This window comes from Thalassobacillus sp. B23F22_16, assembly GCF_043496955.1.
GTDB classification, from domain to species: domain Bacteria; phylum Bacillota; class Bacilli; order Bacillales; family Halobacillaceae; genus Thalassobacillus; species Thalassobacillus devorans_A.
Window position 1 is genome coordinate 45787 of the sequence record NZ_JBIEKD010000005.1, and the last position, 16046, is coordinate 61832.

The 16046-nt window shown below is 43.0% G+C and carries 16 protein-coding genes and 2 riboswitches; of the genes, 11 read left to right on the top strand and 5 right to left on the bottom strand.

Features of this window, described 5'->3' with window-relative positions:
- Nucleotides 1-47 precede the first annotated feature (47 nt).
- Nucleotides 48-785, top strand: a complete 738-nt coding sequence (locus ACGTNI_RS05930) for a Cof-type HAD-IIB family hydrolase (RefSeq protein ID WP_394460739.1) — start codon at nt 48-50, stop codon at nt 783-785.
- A gap of 71 nt (nt 786-856) precedes the next feature.
- Entirely contained in the window at nt 857-1282 is a 426-nt protein-coding gene (locus ACGTNI_RS05935) for a universal stress protein (RefSeq protein WP_394460741.1), read from the top strand.
- Between the two features lie 157 nt (nt 1283-1439).
- On the opposite strand, the gene ACGTNI_RS05940 is transcribed toward ACGTNI_RS05935, so the two are convergent.
- The gene (locus tag ACGTNI_RS05940; protein ID WP_394460743.1) at nt 1440-1922 is read right to left on the bottom strand and encodes a DinB family protein; all 483 of its coding nucleotides are present in this window, start codon (nt 1920-1922) and stop codon (nt 1440-1442) included.
- Nucleotides 1923-2045: 123 nt separating this feature from the next.
- Here ACGTNI_RS05940 and ACGTNI_RS05945 point away from each other — a divergent pair, with 123 nt between their 5' ends.
- Together ACGTNI_RS05945 and ACGTNI_RS05950 are read left to right on the top strand one after the other, a co-directional pair.
- Nucleotides 2046-3104, top strand: a complete 1059-nt coding sequence (locus tag ACGTNI_RS05945) for a C45 family autoproteolytic acyltransferase/hydrolase (protein WP_394460745.1) — start codon at nt 2046-2048, stop codon at nt 3102-3104.
- Between the two features lie 143 nt (nt 3105-3247).
- Nucleotides 3248-4555, top strand: coding sequence for a lysine N(6)-hydroxylase/L-ornithine N(5)-oxygenase family protein (locus ACGTNI_RS05950; RefSeq protein ID WP_394460747.1), 1308 nt, complete (start codon nt 3248-3250; stop codon nt 4553-4555).
- 66 nt (nt 4556-4621) lie between these two features.
- Here the strand turns inward: ACGTNI_RS05950 and ACGTNI_RS05955 are convergent, their stop codons facing one another.
- The gene (locus ACGTNI_RS05955; RefSeq protein ID WP_394460749.1) at nt 4622-6031 is read right to left on the bottom strand and encodes a Na+/H+ antiporter NhaC family protein; all 1410 of its coding nucleotides are present in this window, start codon (nt 6029-6031) and stop codon (nt 4622-4624) included.
- A gap of 144 nt (nt 6032-6175) precedes the next feature.
- A riboswitch (SAM riboswitch) is annotated at nt 6176-6287 on the top strand.
- A 213-nt stretch (nt 6288-6500) separates the two neighbouring features.
- On the opposite strand from ACGTNI_RS05955, the gene msrA reads away from it, so the two are divergent.
- The 4 genes from msrA (at nt 6501) to ACGTNI_RS05975 (ending at nt 10214) form a co-directional block, all read left to right on the top strand.
- Nucleotides 6501-6974, top strand: a complete 474-nt coding sequence (msrA, locus tag ACGTNI_RS05960; protein ID WP_394460751.1) for a peptide-methionine (S)-S-oxide reductase MsrA — start codon at nt 6501-6503, stop codon at nt 6972-6974.
- Nucleotides 6975-7219: 245 nt separating this feature from the next.
- Nucleotides 7220-7648, top strand: coding sequence for a hypothetical protein (locus ACGTNI_RS05965; RefSeq protein ID WP_394460753.1), 429 nt, complete (start codon nt 7220-7222; stop codon nt 7646-7648).
- 12 nt (nt 7649-7660) lie between these two features.
- Entirely contained in the window at nt 7661-8566 is a 906-nt protein-coding gene (locus ACGTNI_RS05970) for an HD domain-containing phosphohydrolase (RefSeq protein ID WP_394460755.1), read from the top strand.
- A 223-nt stretch (nt 8567-8789) separates the two neighbouring features.
- A complete protein-coding gene (locus ACGTNI_RS05975) occupies nt 8790-10214 on the top strand; it encodes a hypothetical protein (protein ID WP_394460757.1) in 1425 nt (474 codons plus the stop codon).
- A 51-nt stretch (nt 10215-10265) separates the two neighbouring features.
- Here ACGTNI_RS05975 and ACGTNI_RS05980 read toward each other — a convergent pair whose 3' ends face one another.
- Together ACGTNI_RS05980 and ACGTNI_RS05985 are read right to left on the bottom strand one after the other, a co-directional pair.
- Complete coding sequence (locus ACGTNI_RS05980) at nt 10266-11378, bottom strand: methionine biosynthesis PLP-dependent protein (RefSeq protein WP_394460759.1); 1113 nt, start codon at nt 11376-11378, stop codon at nt 10266-10268.
- Between the two features lie 78 nt (nt 11379-11456).
- A riboswitch (SAM riboswitch) is annotated at nt 11457-11565 on the bottom strand.
- Nucleotides 11566-11739: 174 nt separating this feature from the next.
- Nucleotides 11740-12252, bottom strand: coding sequence for a DUF3231 family protein (locus ACGTNI_RS05985; protein WP_085505456.1), 513 nt, complete (start codon nt 12250-12252; stop codon nt 11740-11742).
- Between the two features lie 140 nt (nt 12253-12392).
- Between ACGTNI_RS05985 and ACGTNI_RS05990 the strand changes: the two genes are divergently transcribed.
- Nucleotides 12393-12857, top strand: a complete 465-nt coding sequence (locus tag ACGTNI_RS05990; protein WP_394460762.1) for a DUF2188 domain-containing protein — start codon at nt 12393-12395, stop codon at nt 12855-12857.
- A 218-nt stretch (nt 12858-13075) separates the two neighbouring features.
- A complete protein-coding gene (locus ACGTNI_RS05995; protein WP_394460764.1) occupies nt 13076-14116 on the top strand; it encodes a M14 family metallopeptidase in 1041 nt (346 codons plus the stop codon).
- 48 nt (nt 14117-14164) lie between these two features.
- Here the strand turns inward: ACGTNI_RS05995 and ACGTNI_RS06000 are convergent, their stop codons facing one another.
- Entirely contained in the window at nt 14165-15154 is a 990-nt protein-coding gene (locus tag ACGTNI_RS06000; protein ID WP_394460765.1) for an acrylyl-CoA reductase family protein, read from the bottom strand.
- A 203-nt stretch (nt 15155-15357) separates the two neighbouring features.
- Here ACGTNI_RS06000 and hypB point away from each other — a divergent pair, with 203 nt between their 5' ends.
- Nucleotides 15358-16017, top strand: a complete 660-nt coding sequence (gene hypB, locus ACGTNI_RS06005; RefSeq protein ID WP_394460927.1) for a hydrogenase nickel incorporation protein HypB — start codon at nt 15358-15360, stop codon at nt 16015-16017.
- Nucleotides 16018-16046 lie beyond the last annotated feature (29 nt).

Genomic DNA, 16046 nt, shown 5'->3' on the forward strand with positions numbered 1-16046 from the left:
CGATGTTATATTAAAATGAGGTCAGCAAATGAGAGGACGTGTTAGTCATGGATATAAAACTGATTGCGCTTGATATGGACGGGACCCTTGTCAATGACGAAGGCCATGTTTCAGAGGAGAATGAACAAGCTATTCAACGAGCTAAAGAAAAGGGGCTTCATGTCGTGTTAAGTACCGGTCGTTCCTTGCCGAATTGCCGGGATATTGCCGAAGAGCTTGGCCGGTCTTCCTATATTGTCACCGTCAATGGGGGTGAGATTTATGATCATAATTTTAAATTGGTGGATCGCCAGCCGCTCGAAGCCAGCCTGGTCAAGCGGTTATGGGAATTGAAAGAACAGCATGACACCATTTTTTGGTCGAGTACTTCAGAAGGAATGTTCAATTCAGGACAACCATTCGACCGGGATATTGAAACGTATGAATGGCTGAAGTTCGGGTTCGATATTGAAGATGATGAAGTGCGTCAGGTTATTTTTGATGAATTGGTAAAAAATGAAGCACTGGAAGTGACTAATTCAAGCCTGACGAATATCGAAGTCAATGCTGCTGGTGTGAATAAAGCCGCTGCCTTACGAAAGGTGACCAACTGGCTAGACCTGTCCATGAACCAGATTATGGCGGTCGGTGACAGCCTGAACGACATAGCAATGATCCGTGAGGCTGGATTTGGTGTGGCGATGGGAAATGCACAGGACATCGTTAAAGAGGAAGCAGACTGGGTGACATTATCTAATACAGACCATGGTGTCGCCCATGTAATTGAACGAATTCTGAACGATTGATCAGAAAATGCCGGTAATCGATAGGGATATGGTATAATAGAGGTAGATTCCTAGAGAAGGGAAGGGGTAAAATGGTCAAGAAATACATCGTACCGGTAGACGGTTCCGAGCACTCCCTGCGCGCCCTTGATTATGCCGCCAAGCTAGCAGGACAGAATGGAAGTCGTATCCTTCTCGTCAACGTACAACCGCTATTCGACACGTATAACACTCATCGTGTTTTTACTAATGAAGAAATTGAAGCTCAACAGGAAAAAGCAGCTAACGAAGCAATTGCTCTGGCGGATGAACATCTGAAAAGCGTTCCTGTATCGGTAGAAACGAGAAAGATGGTTGGGAAAGTAGCACCAGCTATATGTGAAGTGGCGGATGAGGAAGAAGTCGAAGGAATCATTATGGGATCCCGTGGAATGGGCGCATTGAGAGGTGCGATCTTAGGCAGCATAAGCTACAGCGTTCTTCATTCCGCAAAAGTCCCCGTAACTATAGTGCCATAGAAGCTAAAGCCAGCCCCACTTACGGTCTGGCTTTTTTTAGTGTGTACCAGGACAAGACCACAGTGAAATAGCGCGAAGAGCGAAGGTAAGACGATAAAATATGCATTCTTGCGCGATAATAGAAACCTTTTTAAAAAACCTCTATAGCGGAAGGGCGCTATAGAGATTTTTTTACTTCATTCATCTGTTCCAAATGACGGAGCTCATGATATCCCACGAATTCGACCCATTGTAACAGGTTCATTTTTCCAAAAGCGGGATGAGGCATCGCTCTTTTTCGAAAGTCGTCTTCCTCATAGTTTCGAAGGAGGAACATCAAGGAATCTCTGCTTTTGGAGAGACTATCCAATGCTTCATCAGGGGAATCAAATTGGCCTTTCGGACGAAGCGGCTCAGGAGCATCTACTTTATGGGAGCGGTCCACCGTTCGCTCAATAGGCTTTTCCTTCACTTCCTGAACGTTCTCAGCAGCTAATGATTCTTTTAGCTGCTGAGTCACCCATCCTTCGATTAAGTATAAATGTTCCAGTGTTTCCAGGATGGACCATGTATGTTCATCCGGCTTTTTTCGTGCTTCTTCATCGGTAAGGTCAGTAGTGAAATCAATTACTTGCTGGCGTTGTTCTTCAATTTTATACACTCATTTCACCCTTTCAACTGGAATGCACGCTATGTTCTATCATAAAATAATTCTATTCATTTGAAAAATGATGACCATTATAGGTAGTCTTATTACATACATTCATGTAAAAGAGGGATCAGCTTGAAGAAAATACATAGCGATATAGTACAATTTCGAGGTACCCATTATGATTTTGGCTACAAACAGGGGGAGCTATTAAAAGATTCTCTAACAGTCAAAAACCGCGAAAAACAATGGAAGGTAAGAATTCCAAGGTTTACGGTGGAAGAAGAAGAAGTAAAAGCAGCCATCACTAAATTCGCACCAGGTGTCTGGGCAGAACTGGAAGGGTTACGGGATAGCCTTGGCTGGCCAATGGAACGGGTAATGAAAGAATTTGGCGGCTACCGTGTTAATTATCAAAAGTCCGGGTGTTCGATATTGACGGGTAAAGACTTTTTCGTTCGTAATTATGATTATCAGCCGAAAACCTATGAAGGCCGGTATGTCTTTTTCCAGCCGACCGATCAAGGATATGCTATTGCTGGTCCAACACAGCGAATTACCGGACGTATGGACGGAATGAATGAGAAAGGACTTGTGCTGGGGTATAATTTCATGCATCGCAAAAAGCCGGGCTTAGGTTTTATCTGCTGTATGATCGGTCGTCTCATATTAGAGAGCTGTGCTGATGTAGCGGATGCAATCGCCATGTTAAAAGAAATCCCCCATCGTCACTCTTTCAGTTATATTGTGTATGATCGAAGCGGACAGACCTATGTGGTTGAGGCTTCCCCGCGTGGTGTCGAAATTCGGCAATCAGCCATGTGCACCAATCATTTTGAAATCATGAAGCATGAAAATCGTAATCACCTTGCTGATTCCTATAAGCGAATGGATGCGATGGAGTCTGGTGGTGCCAAGCAGGCTTATGAAGCTTTCCGTGTCATGAATGATACGGATAAAGGAGTATTTTCGAAAAAATACAAGAGCTGGGCTGGTACCATCCACACCTCCGTCTATCTCCCTCATCAGATGAAAACCTGGTTTGCCTTAGGCGGAGACCAGGAGCCTACCGAATTGGACTTCGGTAACTGGCTAAAAGGAGAAAATATTGAGATGGCACACATCACCGGCGAAGTAGATACGGATATTCCATTCGTCCACATTGATAATGGGGCGCATTTCAGTTCCAGATAGAATAGATTAGCTTGAAATAGAGGACCATAAGTGTAACCGCTTGTGGTCTTATTTTAGTATTTAGGCAAGTACCGTAAAACTTATGATACGATAAAAGATAGTGTGACAATCGGAGAAATCAACATACAGGGGAAGTGAAGGATTTGGACAAAGCAAAATTATATGACTTGATTGGTATTGGCGCAGGACCGTTCAACTTGAGCCTGGCAGCACTACTGGATGAACAGCCGGAAATAGATGCCATGTTTTTTGAGCAAAAGGAAAAGTTCGAGTGGCATCCTGGAATGCTGATTGAAGGCACGAAGCTCCAGGTACCGTTTCTGGCAGATTTAGTTACTATGGCAGATCCGCGTAGCAAGTATACATTTTTAAACTATATCAATGAAAATGAGCGTATGTATCAGTTTTATTTTTTACAGCGCCTGGATATCCCCCGCCGGGAGTATAATGATTATTGCCAGTGGGTGGCTGGTCAGCTGTCCAGTTGTAAGTTCGGGTACCGGGTGACGAACCTTAGGCATGTAAAGGACAACGAAGCTTATTTTGAAGTAGAGGTTGTGAACCTTGCCACGAATGAAACAGATGCTTTCCGCACGAAAAATCTCGTGTTAGGGACTGGAAGTGTCCCAGCCGTTCCTGCATCATTGCAAGGGTTGCCGGAGGAAGATGTGTTCCATACCGCTGATTTCCTGAACCATCAGGATCGGTGTAAAAGAGCGAAATCAGTGACGGTGGTCGGATCGGGGCAAAGCGCTGCGGAAGCGTTCCGGGAATTGTTGAAAGAACAAAAACAATATGGCTACCGGCTTGATTGGATTACGCGTTCCCCTGGGTTTGATTCGATGGAAGAGTCGAAACTAAGTTTGGAACATTTCTCGCCGGACTATGTCAATTACTTTTACCAGCTTCCCCAGGAGAAAAAAGATGAAATATTTCCGACCCAGGGCTTATATTATAAAGGAATCAGCAACCACACGGTGACCGATATCTATAACCTGTTGTATGAACATTCGGTTGGCGGTGAACCATTAGATGTAGGGCTTCAAGTATTGTCAGAAGTAGAAAAAATAGAACAGAAATCGAATGGAGAAGGCTACGAACTTACCTGCAGGCAGACGGAAACAGACGAAACGTTTACCCATGCCAGTGAGGTAGTGGTAACGGCAACCGGTTATAAGCCCCTTGTCCCCGAATTCATTGACAGTCTGGATTCCATCATTGAGTGGGATGAGAAAGGGCGATATAAAGTAGAAGCGGATTATCGTTTGAAAACAACCGAAGAAGCGAACGAAATCTATGTACACAGTGGCATCTCTCACACCCATGGGGTAGGCTCTACCAATCTTGGATTGGCGATTCACCGAAACAAAGTTATTATCAATCATCTGCTTGACCGGGAAGTTTACAAACTTCCAGCTAAGAATGTCTTCCAAAACTTCAGCGCTCGATAACAAACGACCAGCCCTTCATCTTGAGGGCTGGTCGTTTGTTTGCTTATGAAGCTATAAAATTCACGTTTACATAAAAAAGGAAAAGGCAAAGTATATTACAGCCGCTACACCCGCAGCAAGAAGCGCAGGTTTCAGCTTGAATTTAGCATATTTGACCGGATTAAGATCTAATATTCCTGCTGTAGTATTGGTATCATCGCTTAAAGGGGAGGCAAACGCACCGAACGTCCCGCTGGCAAAGACGGCTCCGATGACAATCGGCAATGAGCTTCCTGCAGATACGGCGATCGACACTCCGACAGGCATCAGAATCCCCCAGGTTCCCCACGAAGAGCCGATAAAATAAGATAAACCGCACCCAACGATAAAGAGGACAACGGCTACATAGCCAGGAGGTATCCATCCGAAGGAAGACGAAACCGTATCAGCGAACTGCAAAGCTTCAGAACCTTTGCTCAATCCCCATACCATCGCAAGCAGTACAATAACCCCCATCATTTCATTTCCTTCATGTATCAACGTATTCATCATAGTTCGTAAGGGCTGTCGGACGATTTTCAGATAGACCATCAGTAATACGATGGTCAGCACTACGGCTAATACCATAGCATCAAGCACATTAGCATTTATCAAGGCTTGAAATCCTTGTTCACCTTTAGCCAAACCAAGCACGTACATCAATAAAAAAGTCAGGATAATCACACTGAACAATGGTATGATCAATGTCCACGGTCTGGTAGGCAGATCTTTGGCGACAGCTGGGTGGCAGTCCTCCCATTGGTCGTCTTCTTCGTTTGATTGTTTTGTTCCATCTTCCGCATCGGTTGCAGACTTTTTATTCCGGTGAAAAAAGCTGAGGTAGAATCCAATCCCGAGCATAGCGAATGCGAAAAAATTGAACGGAATACTTTGAAGGTAGAGTCTATAAGGGTCACCTTCAGTCCCAGCCTGATGAATTGACATCTCAATTACCGAGCTCATATATCCTACAAAAGCGGTAGCCACCGGAATTAAAACAACAAGCGGAGAAGCGGTCGTTTCAATGACAAAGGCTAATTCCTGCTTCGTCATTGGCAGCTTTTTTCGCATGGCTTTCATTACAGGAGCGATAGTGACAATCCGGAAACTGGGTGCGCTGAAGGTGCCGACAGAAGACAACCAGGTCAATAGGAATGCTCCACGCTTTGTATCCACTTTTTCTGTAGCTGCTCGTACGAACCCCTTTATTCCCCCGGCGAATTTAATAAGCCCTATTAATGCCGAAAATGCATAAAGAAAGATGATGATTTTTAAGTTATTTTCGTCTTGTAAACCCTCAATGATGAACTGAAGCGAAGTAGTCATCCCTCCCAGCCAGTCTGGTTCGGCGAGATACCCAGCGACAACTACAGCCAGTAAGAGACTTGGCACTACTTGTTTCGTCCAAATAGCGGCTACAACCACAGCAACGAACGGTATGACGGACATCCAGCCCATATGTACACCTCTTTCCCTTAGCATGCTCGCTATAGGTTGTGGAAAAAATAAAGGACCTATTCGAAAAAAATGGTTTTTATCCCTTTACTTCGGCATAGCATTTATTGTAAGATAAGAATTACAAATTTAAATACTATCGTTAACTTCTTATCCAGAGAGGCGGAGGGACTGGCCCTTTGATGCCCGGCAACCATCGGATCGTCATGATTCGAACGGTGCCAATTCCTGCAGGATGAATGATCCTGAAAGATGAGAGGACGTATGCATAAACGTACGGATCCCTTTCTTTTGGATAAGAGAGGGATCTTTTTATACTTTAAGCATTTAACTTTGTTAAAGGATTAAAGTATAAGAAACGCTTAGGCTTTCACCAGAAAGACCTGGTGTGAAGCTGAGTGTTTCTCAACGTAAAAAGGCTCGTCAATCTCTTGCGAAAGAAGTAACGTGAGTGGAAAGGAAGCGATGAGTAATGGCAATAGCAGTATTTTCAGCAGGATGTTTCTGGGGTGTAGAGGCATGGTTCGAACGTTTAAATGGTGTAGATCAGACAAAAGCAGGTTACAGCGGAGGTACTATTGAAAATCCTTCGTATGAATTAGTCAAAACAGGGAAGACCGGCCATGCTGAATCAGTGAAAATAGATTTTGATCCTGAAAAAATTTCTTACTCTGAACTTGTTGATGCATTCTTTGAATGCCATGATCCAACGACAAGGAATCGTCAAGGAGAAGATATTGGATCTCAATATCGCTCCATCATTTTCTTTCAAGATGACCGGCAGAAGCAGATTGCTGCAGAAAAAATTCAGGAATGGAATCAAAAGGGAGTATTTAAAACCGAAATAGTCACCGAGGTCAAACAGGCAGCTCTTTTTTATGAAGCAGAAGAGTATCATCAGAAATACTTACAAAAAAATGGAACAGCATCTTGCGGAATCGTGTGAGCCAATCACACGATTCTTTTTTATACTTTAAAAGTGTGGCTTTGTTAGGTTTAATGTATAAGGAAATCTAAGGCTTTCGCCATAAGTACTTGGCGATAAACCATTTTTTTCTAATGTCATAATTTGAAGCATTCTGTTAAGTTCTTGCTTTTTGTGACGATATAAGGGGGGAGTGGACCCGCTTTCAGTATGTCTTATCAGCAAATGAGAATACATAATGCACACAAATAACGGGAGGTAATAGTATGATGAAAAAGTTAGTTGGAATGATGTTTTTATCTTTAGTGTTGACGCTGGCTGCAGGAGGTAATGTCTTCGCAGCCGATAATGAAGCCGAAAATATGGATGCAGCTTTGAAGCTGGCTGATACCACGAATAGTAATATTTACTTTATAATTGAAAAAGCCCAGGAAGCAGGAGATGTGCTTCAGGAAAATTACCTGCAAGACATGGAAACAATTGAGGATGAAGAAGAAGCGGCAGCACGTACAGCAAAATATAACCAGGACCTTGATTTGTTGATTGCGGTGCTCGATTACACTACCCGAACGTTGACCTATACAACCATCACAGCTATAGAAAAACTCGGTGTGGAAGCTGAAGTGGAATGGGTGGAGGTTCAGATTGCTGACCGAACAGTAATGATTGATCCGGTAAGAGTAGTAGGATTCTAAAGGTGGGTAAATGTGAAAGGGTTAAATATTTATAACCAACAAGCTTTTATAGACAACTTAAAGTATACAACAAACGAATTAAGGTTACTTGAACGCGGTGACGGAGTAGAAATCATGTTGCAAACCATCAAAAAAGGAAACATATTTTATGTTTATCCTAGTGAGAGTGCCAATGTGATGGAGTTTTTTTATATTCTCAACGGGCAACTGGAATGTAAAATGGAAGAGAAAACAGTCTTAATGACCCAAAATGACTATTATTCCGTGAAAAATTTAAGTAATCCTGTTCACTTTAAAGCGACGACAGATGTCACTTATTTATGGGTGATAACAGAACCTACCTTTTACTATATGAGTGAATATATGAGAGGGCTCAGAGAGCTGGTGTATAAAGTAGAAGAGAAGGATCGATATACCTCACTTCATAGTAGAAGGGTAACTGATTATGCAGTAAAAGTTGCTCGTAAGCTTAGGCTGGGTAAAGAACATCTTGAAAAACTTCATTTAGCTTCAGAATTGCATGATGTAGGAAAAATCAACATCTCTGAAGACATACTGAACAAGCCTGGTAAACTCACAAAAGAAGAGTTCGATCTGATAAAGAAGCATCCTGGGGATGGTGCTGACATGTTGGCGAATACATACTACAAAGAGTTAGCACCAATAGTTATTCAGCATCATGAACGATTGGATGGATCGGGCTATCCTTATGGGCTGAAAGAGGAAGAAATCCGATATGAAGCGAAAATTATCGCTGTTTGTGATACATTTGATGCGATGACAGAAGATAGAACTTACCGTAAGGCGTTTACGGCAGAATATGCGATGGAAGAACTCAAGAGTCTCGCTGGCATTCATTACGATTCTGATATAGTCGCGGTATTTGAAGAAGTACTAAAGGAAGAAGGAAAGTTATAAATTTTAAAGACGTTCCGCACTGGAGCGTCTTTTTTGTCCTTTAAGAAAGATCTGCGGAATGAAAAGATGAAAGACTTTTGCCACAAGTACTTGGCAACAAGCAAGTTTTTCTAATGCATTCTTTTATGATGCCCGCCTATTTAATGATAAGCCCACACATATATAGGCGGATGCACATAGAATACTCCAAAATCGAGCACTAGGCTCGAAAGGAGAAATCAAGATGGTTTTGACCGCAGCTCACTGGGTTTATGCAATTGTGACGCTGGCTGTTATTATGACCATGATATTCAGGAAAGGTGTCGTGCTTCCGACTCTGCTTGGTACTTTCCTGGTTGCATGGATTTATAATGGGAGTCTCGTCAGTGGGTTCACTTCTGTATTTAATGCAAACCTGACCGCAGCAAAAGAGTTGTTCAGTATTTTCCTCATTATTACATTTATGGTTGCTTTGCTGCATGCACTGAAGGATTTGGGTGCCGATCGACAAATGATTGCTCCGATTCAAAAGGTTATGACAAACGGACATATCGCTTTTATCATGTTGATCCTTGTCACCTTTGTCATTTCGTTATTTTTCTGGCCGACTCCGGCTGTACCATTAATCTGTGCACTCTTGGTACCAGCAGCTGTCAGAGCAGGGCTTCCTATTATGGGGGCCGCAATGATTGTGGCTATATCCGGACAAGGAATGGCTTTGTCTTCGGACTATGTGATCCAGGTCGCACCGATGTTGAGCGCTACATCAGCTGGTATAGAAACAGCCGCAGTAGCAGATAAAGCTTTACTATTATCTTTGATTACCGGTGCTGTTGCCATCTCTATCGCCTATATGTTGATTAGAAAACAGATTCGAAAACCGAATGACCCTGAAAACGAAAAAGCTTTAAAATCATTGCCGGGCGGTGGCAGTACAACTAGATCTGCTGCTTCTCAAACAGATTCGCGATGGGGGAAAGTTTTTGCTGTCATTGTCCCGCTTTCCATGCTGCTGGTTATGTTATATATGGCATACACGAAATTCAGCAGTGGAAGAATGGGTGGTTTTGAAGGAGGAGACGGAGCGGCGTTCATCGGCGGTGTTGCTGTATTATTATTATCTTTTGCGACGCTTGCTTTTGGAAAAGGGAAGGCACTGGATCGTATTTCCGAGCACATTACAGAAGGTTTTGTATTTGCTTTTAAAGCGATGGGACCTGTCATCCCGATTGCCGGCTTTTTCTTCCTGGGAAGTGGAGATTTCGCCGGAAGCATTCTGTCACTGGGAGAAGAGGCCAGTCCAGCATTTTTGTTCGATCTCGTGCAGGCAGGTCAAAATGTAATCCCGGAAAATATGGTGCTGTCTGCCTTTGGTATTCTGATTATCGGTATGATCACTGGTTTGGATGGGTCTGGTTTTTCCGGTCTGCCATTGACAGGGGCATTATCTGGTGCACTTGCTTCAGGGAATATTGATCCTGCTACCCTGGCAGCTATTGGACAGATGGGATCCATTTGGGTTGGCGGCGGAACTTTGATCGCCTGGTCATCGCTGGTAGCTGTAGCTGGTTTTTGCGGGGTTTCTGTTATGGAACTTGTTCGCAAAAACTTCTTCCCTGTCATCATTGGGCTGATGGTATCCACTACTCTCGCTTTATTTATCTGGTGAAAATAGCCCCCTTACGCTCTTAGGGTAAGGGGGCATTTCCAAGGGGAAAAATCAGACATGCTGGTGCGAGTTTTCTAATGCCTGCTGTAGATCCTGAGTTAAATCCTCAACATTTTCGATTCCTACGGACATGCGAAGGAGCCTGTTACAAACTCCATAGCTGCTGCGAATCTCTTCTGGTATATCATAATGCGTCTGGGTAGCTGGATAGGTGATGAACGTTTCTGTTCCTCCCAGGCTCTCTGCAAATGTAATCAGTTTCAGTTGTTCGAGTAGATGTGGGACGGCTGTTTCATCCTGAACACGAAAGGAAACCATACCGCCTTTGCTAGGATATAAAACGTCAGCAATAAAAGGACTTTGTTCCAGGAACTTGACCAGCTGTTTGGCATTTTCTTCATGCTGTCGCATTCTCAACCCTAACGTCTTCATCCCTCGCATCAATAACCAGCTGTCAAACGGAGATAATACCGCTCCTGATGAATTTTGTTCCAAGCGAAGTTCTTCTAAAAGCTTGCCATCACGAGCTACTACTAATCCGGCAAGTACATCATTATGTCCGCCCAAATATTTAGTCCCGCTATGGAGAACGATATCCGCTCCCTGCTCAAGCGGACGCTGGAGGTATGGCGTGTAGAATGTATTATCCACGATTAATAAAATTTTGTTCTTTTCAGCAACCTTAGCCAGTGCCGTGATATCGATTTGTTTCATCAAAGGGTTTGTTGGAGATTCAATGAACAGTCCTTTCGTTCTATTTGTAATGACCTGTTCAAAATCTGCTGGGTCAGAGCTATTCAAATAGTGAAAGTTGAGGCCGAACTTTTTGAAATGAGTTTCGAAAATACGATAGGAGCCACCATAAACATCCTTCGTTACAATGAACTCATCCCCCGGTTCAAAAATCGAAAAAGTAGCCTGGATGGCAGCCATTCCTGAACTAAAAGCCACACCTCCTGCGCCGGATTCCAGATCAGCGATTGTCTGCTCCAACAAATCACGCGTCGGATTGCCTGTTCGCGAATAATCATACCCGCTTGATTTTCCGATCCCTTCATGCCGATATGCTGTAGAGAAATACACAGGAGGATTAACTGCTCCTGTTGCTGTTTCACTTCGGTTTCCTGTTTGTGCGAGTGTTGTATCAAGGTGATAAGTGCCCATCATTCCGTCTCCTTTATTGTAAAATAAAAAATCAGCCCTTCAGAAGAAGAGCTGATTTTACCGTCAATTAGCCACTTCTTCTTATTTTTCAAATGGATCATACCATTTGCTGGATGTAGCACCTCACCATAATGGCAGGTTGCTGAAGCTTCATCGGTCCAGTTCCCTCAGCTTCTCTTCATAAGAATTGTGAATATTCAATTGAAATGAGTTAATTACCAACATACAGGAATTTTGCTAATGATGCAATCACTTTTTCATAAAAACTTTCCCATTGCCAATAAAATTTTAACATGACTTTTAACATAGCTATATTTTAAAAGAAAAAACCAGACCATGTATTGATGGTCTGGTCCAGGGGTTAAACTGGTTCAGGTACTTTTGTATGCAGGGGAGGTGTTACCAGCCAGCCCTTCTCTTTATTCAGACGAAGCGCTTTAGCGGCAGCCTGGGTTTTGTTCATATGGAACTGCCCGAACATCATCGCAACGTCTTCACGCGTACACTGTCCGATGACCTGGCTGCAGGCAACCATTCCCAGTGATAAATCTGCGGAAACCTGCGCGCTGATTTCCGGATCGTTGAAACGTGCGCCAACCGGGATATCCTCTAACGTAGCATTGGATCTTTCTGGAGCGGAAGGAGGTAATGCTATCCCGTTCGTTTTCAGAATCTCTTCAATACTTTCTGATTCATGCTTGATTCCCTCAATTAACTCTTCAAGCAACTTCATCAATTCTTTATCTCCTGTATGGTTCATAAACGTCTGGTAACGTGTGTAATTTCCTTTAGCCACGGCTAAATAGGACCACATTCCGAACACTTCCCCATAATGGAGAGGCTGTTCTTTAGGATCGCCTGTTAAAATTCCCATTAGAAACACTCCTTTTTTTGTGGTACATAGCTAGTATTTATATTGACTGGGCAACCTATACCTGCCTAAAACAGGCAGAAGATGTTTAATATGTTCATTTATGCGGAACATATTAAACAAACGATTCAGGAGGTGACGTAATGCCTTGGGATAAGAATGATTATCCAAGCTCTCTGAAGAATTTAAATAGCGCCGTCAGGAATAAAGCGATTGATATAGCAAATGCTATGTTAGATGAAGGCTATGATGAAAACCGTGCAATCCCAATCGCTACAAGTCAGGCGAAAGAATGGTACGACAATGCATCACAAAAAGAAATAAATGAAATGAAAGATGTCGATGATAAGGAATTGAAGGAACGGGAAGATAAACAATATGACAACCGGCCGGAATTATTGGACCGTGGAGAACATGTTGTCGCCCATGATGACGGTTGGGCAGTCCAGGCTAAAGGAGCCAAAAAGCCTGACCAGGTGTTTGACAACAAAGATGAAGCGATTGATCGTGCAAAAGAAATTGCTGAAAATAAAGGCACCAAAGCTGTCATTCATAAGAAAAATGGAGACGTTCAGAACGAACACAATTATGAAAACAGCAACAAGTAATGAAACAGACCTCAAAAAAAGGTCTGTTTTTTTGTATCTCGCAATAAGGTTTGAACCAGCGAATGAAACTTTTGGAATAGATGAAGAATAAGCATAGGACGTATGTATCCTTCTGTTAGGGCGTTTTTCCTGAGTTGCGTTTTTTTGACAGGATTCCTCTAAAACTGTCTAGAAAGCTCAAAGAGAACCCGAATAAAATGACGAAAGGATGCATGGTTATGAAAAGAAAAGCATTAAATATCGCTTTATCTGGTGTGTTGTTAAGTTCAGGTCTTGCTTTTGGTACAGTAGACTCTGTAAGTGCGAACGGCCCGAATTACAATGGTAATGAAACGATCAAGAACGAGCGTTTGCATTCGTATAGTGAAATGGTCAAACTCCTTGAAAGGGTCGATCAAAAGTCCGAAAACTTGACGTTAGAAGTATATGGACAGTCTGTAAAAGATCGTGATTTATACCTTGCTAAGTTTGGGGAAAATGAAGATAATCCGACAATCTTATTTTTGACACAGCAGCATGGAAACGAAACATTGACAACGGAAGCTGCTTTGAAAATGGTTCAATACTTAAGCACAGACAGCAATGAAGTTCAACAAATCTTAGATAATGTAAATGTATTGATTGCTCCTCGTCTCAATGTCGATGGAGCAGAAGGCGATGTAAACTTCTCACTGGACGACTATGTCTCAGGGACACATACGCGTTATAACGCAAATGGAGTAGATCTTAACCGGGATCACGTTGACCGTGAGCAGCCGGAAACAAAAGCCCTGCATGAGAATGTACTTGCAAAGTATATGCCAGACTATATGATTGACTTCCATCACCAAGGTACACAGGTGACGAAAGGAGAAGACGGACCGCTTGTATCTGGATCTATCCTTCATCCGACCAATGAGGACGTCGACTCTGAGGTGCTAGAAAAATCCAAGCAGCTAGGTGCAATAGTCTATGATGCTGTAGAATCTAAAGGGTACGGGACATTGTCTAAATATCCGGGCGGCAACGCTAATACAATCAGCCGTAATGGATTAGCTAATGAGTACGGTATTTCTACTTTACTATTTGAAATGAGGGGAATGGCTGACCATTACCGTGAAGACTATGTGCTTGGTCAAAAGAGTAATGGAAAGTTGATCCAACAAGGAGTAGTAACGATGAAAGCTACATTGAAGGCAATCGCAGATGGTTCAATCGATAATGCTGATACTTCTTTCTGGGATACATTGACTGGAAGCTATTATCACGGCGAAGAATAATTTTAAAAAAGGAGCAACTGAGTGATTCTCAGATGCTCCTTTTTTATGTTACAGCTTAACGATATTTCTGCCGCGTGCTTTACCCTCTAACAATGTATTTAAAGTCTCCGGCAATTCTTCCAGTGTCACTTCATTTTTCATTTTCTCAAAATGTTCTTCTGGCTTAAGGTCTGTCGCCATCCGATTCCAAATCTGTCTGCGAATGGTCATCGTGCAGTGGACAGAATCAACACCGAGCAGGCTGATACCTCGCAAAATGAACGGGAACACGGTAGCCGGCACATCTGTCCCTGCTGTCAGACCGCTTACAGCAACTGCCCCGCTATATTGAAGTTTACCTAAAATGGCTGCCAGGTTGTTTCCACCCGTTGGGTCGACGGACCCGGCCCATTTCTGCTTGTCCAATGGTTTAATTTTACCGCCATCATAGACATCCTCACGGGAAATGACCTCTCTTGCCCCCAGCTCTTTTAAGTAGTCATGTTCACTCTCTTTTCCGGTACTTGCCACAACGCTATAGCCAAGTTTGGCAAGCATTGCGATCGCCATGCTGCCAACCCCGCCAGTTGCTCCGGTAACAAGAATTTGCCCGTCTTCCGGTCTAATACCCGCTTCTTCCAGACGATGTATCGATAAGGCAGCAGTAAAGCCGGCTGTTCCAAATATCATCGATTCTTCCAATGTCATTCCTTCTGGCAGTTCGACGATCCAATCAGAAGGAATCCGTGCATAATCACTATAGCCACCATCCTTGGAGACCCCGATGTCGTAGCTGGTAGCAACTATCTTGTCTCCTTCACGAAATTGTTCGGAATTGGATTCTACTACTTCTCCTGCCAGGTCAATTCCTGGTGTCAACGGATATTTCTGTGCAATCTTACTGTTTTTCACGCTTGCCATCGCATCTTTGTAGTTGACACTGGAATAGTGCACCTTGATTACAACATCGCCCTCCGTCAAATCGTCTATCTCAACTTCTTCTATCCCTCTTGAAAATTCCTCTCCATCCTGATTCACGCGAAATGCTTTAAATGTCATTTTCCATTCCCCTTTCCTTATCTAACAGTCTAGCATTTGTTTACCCTGCTTACATTTTCTGTACACTGAATTTTCAGTCGAAAGGAGAAAATCAGCCAAAAGGCGGACGAGTGATAATAATCGATAGATTCACATAGAATCTACTATGGCTGAAGATGGAGAATACTTCGAAATCACATGGAAAGAGAGGAAATAAATTGACCATGAAACGAGACGTCCTGCTTGCAAATAAGAAATTTGCGGCGCAAAACCGCACAGTTTTTTATGATGAAAATGTATTTGTGATTAATTTACTCAGTGATGCTGATTCTGGAAAGACAACTATTCTGAAAAGAACAATCGAGCAGTTAAAAGATGTTATGACTTTCGGGGTGATTGAAGCAGTTAAAGCTGCTAGTACAGAGCGTATTTCTATACAAAATGTACAATCTGTGCAAATCAACACGCAAGGGGCATGCCAGCTGGACGCTAAAATGATAGCCGAAGTTCTGCCTCATTTTACATTGAGAGAAATAGATATGTTGGTAATTGAGAATGTCGGCACCCTTAATGATCCAGAGCCTTTTGATTTAGGTGAACATGTCAATGCAGCAGTTATAAGCACTGTGGAGAGCGCCGAGAAAGTAATCAAACACCCGACGCCCTTTGAGCATGCTGATGTCATTCTTCTTACTAAAATGGATATATTTCCTTATACAGGGTTTGATCTGAAAGAATTCAGAGAGAACGTCAAGCAAATCAATCCAGATGCTCCGGTTTTTGAACTATCAGCCCAGTCAGGGGAAGGGTTCAAGAGATGGACGAAGTGGTTAAAGGAAAGCTGGGTTGCTCAAACGCAGGTAAAAGACTTCGACTGGACGTGATACTCTCCACGAGAATACGACTTCTCATG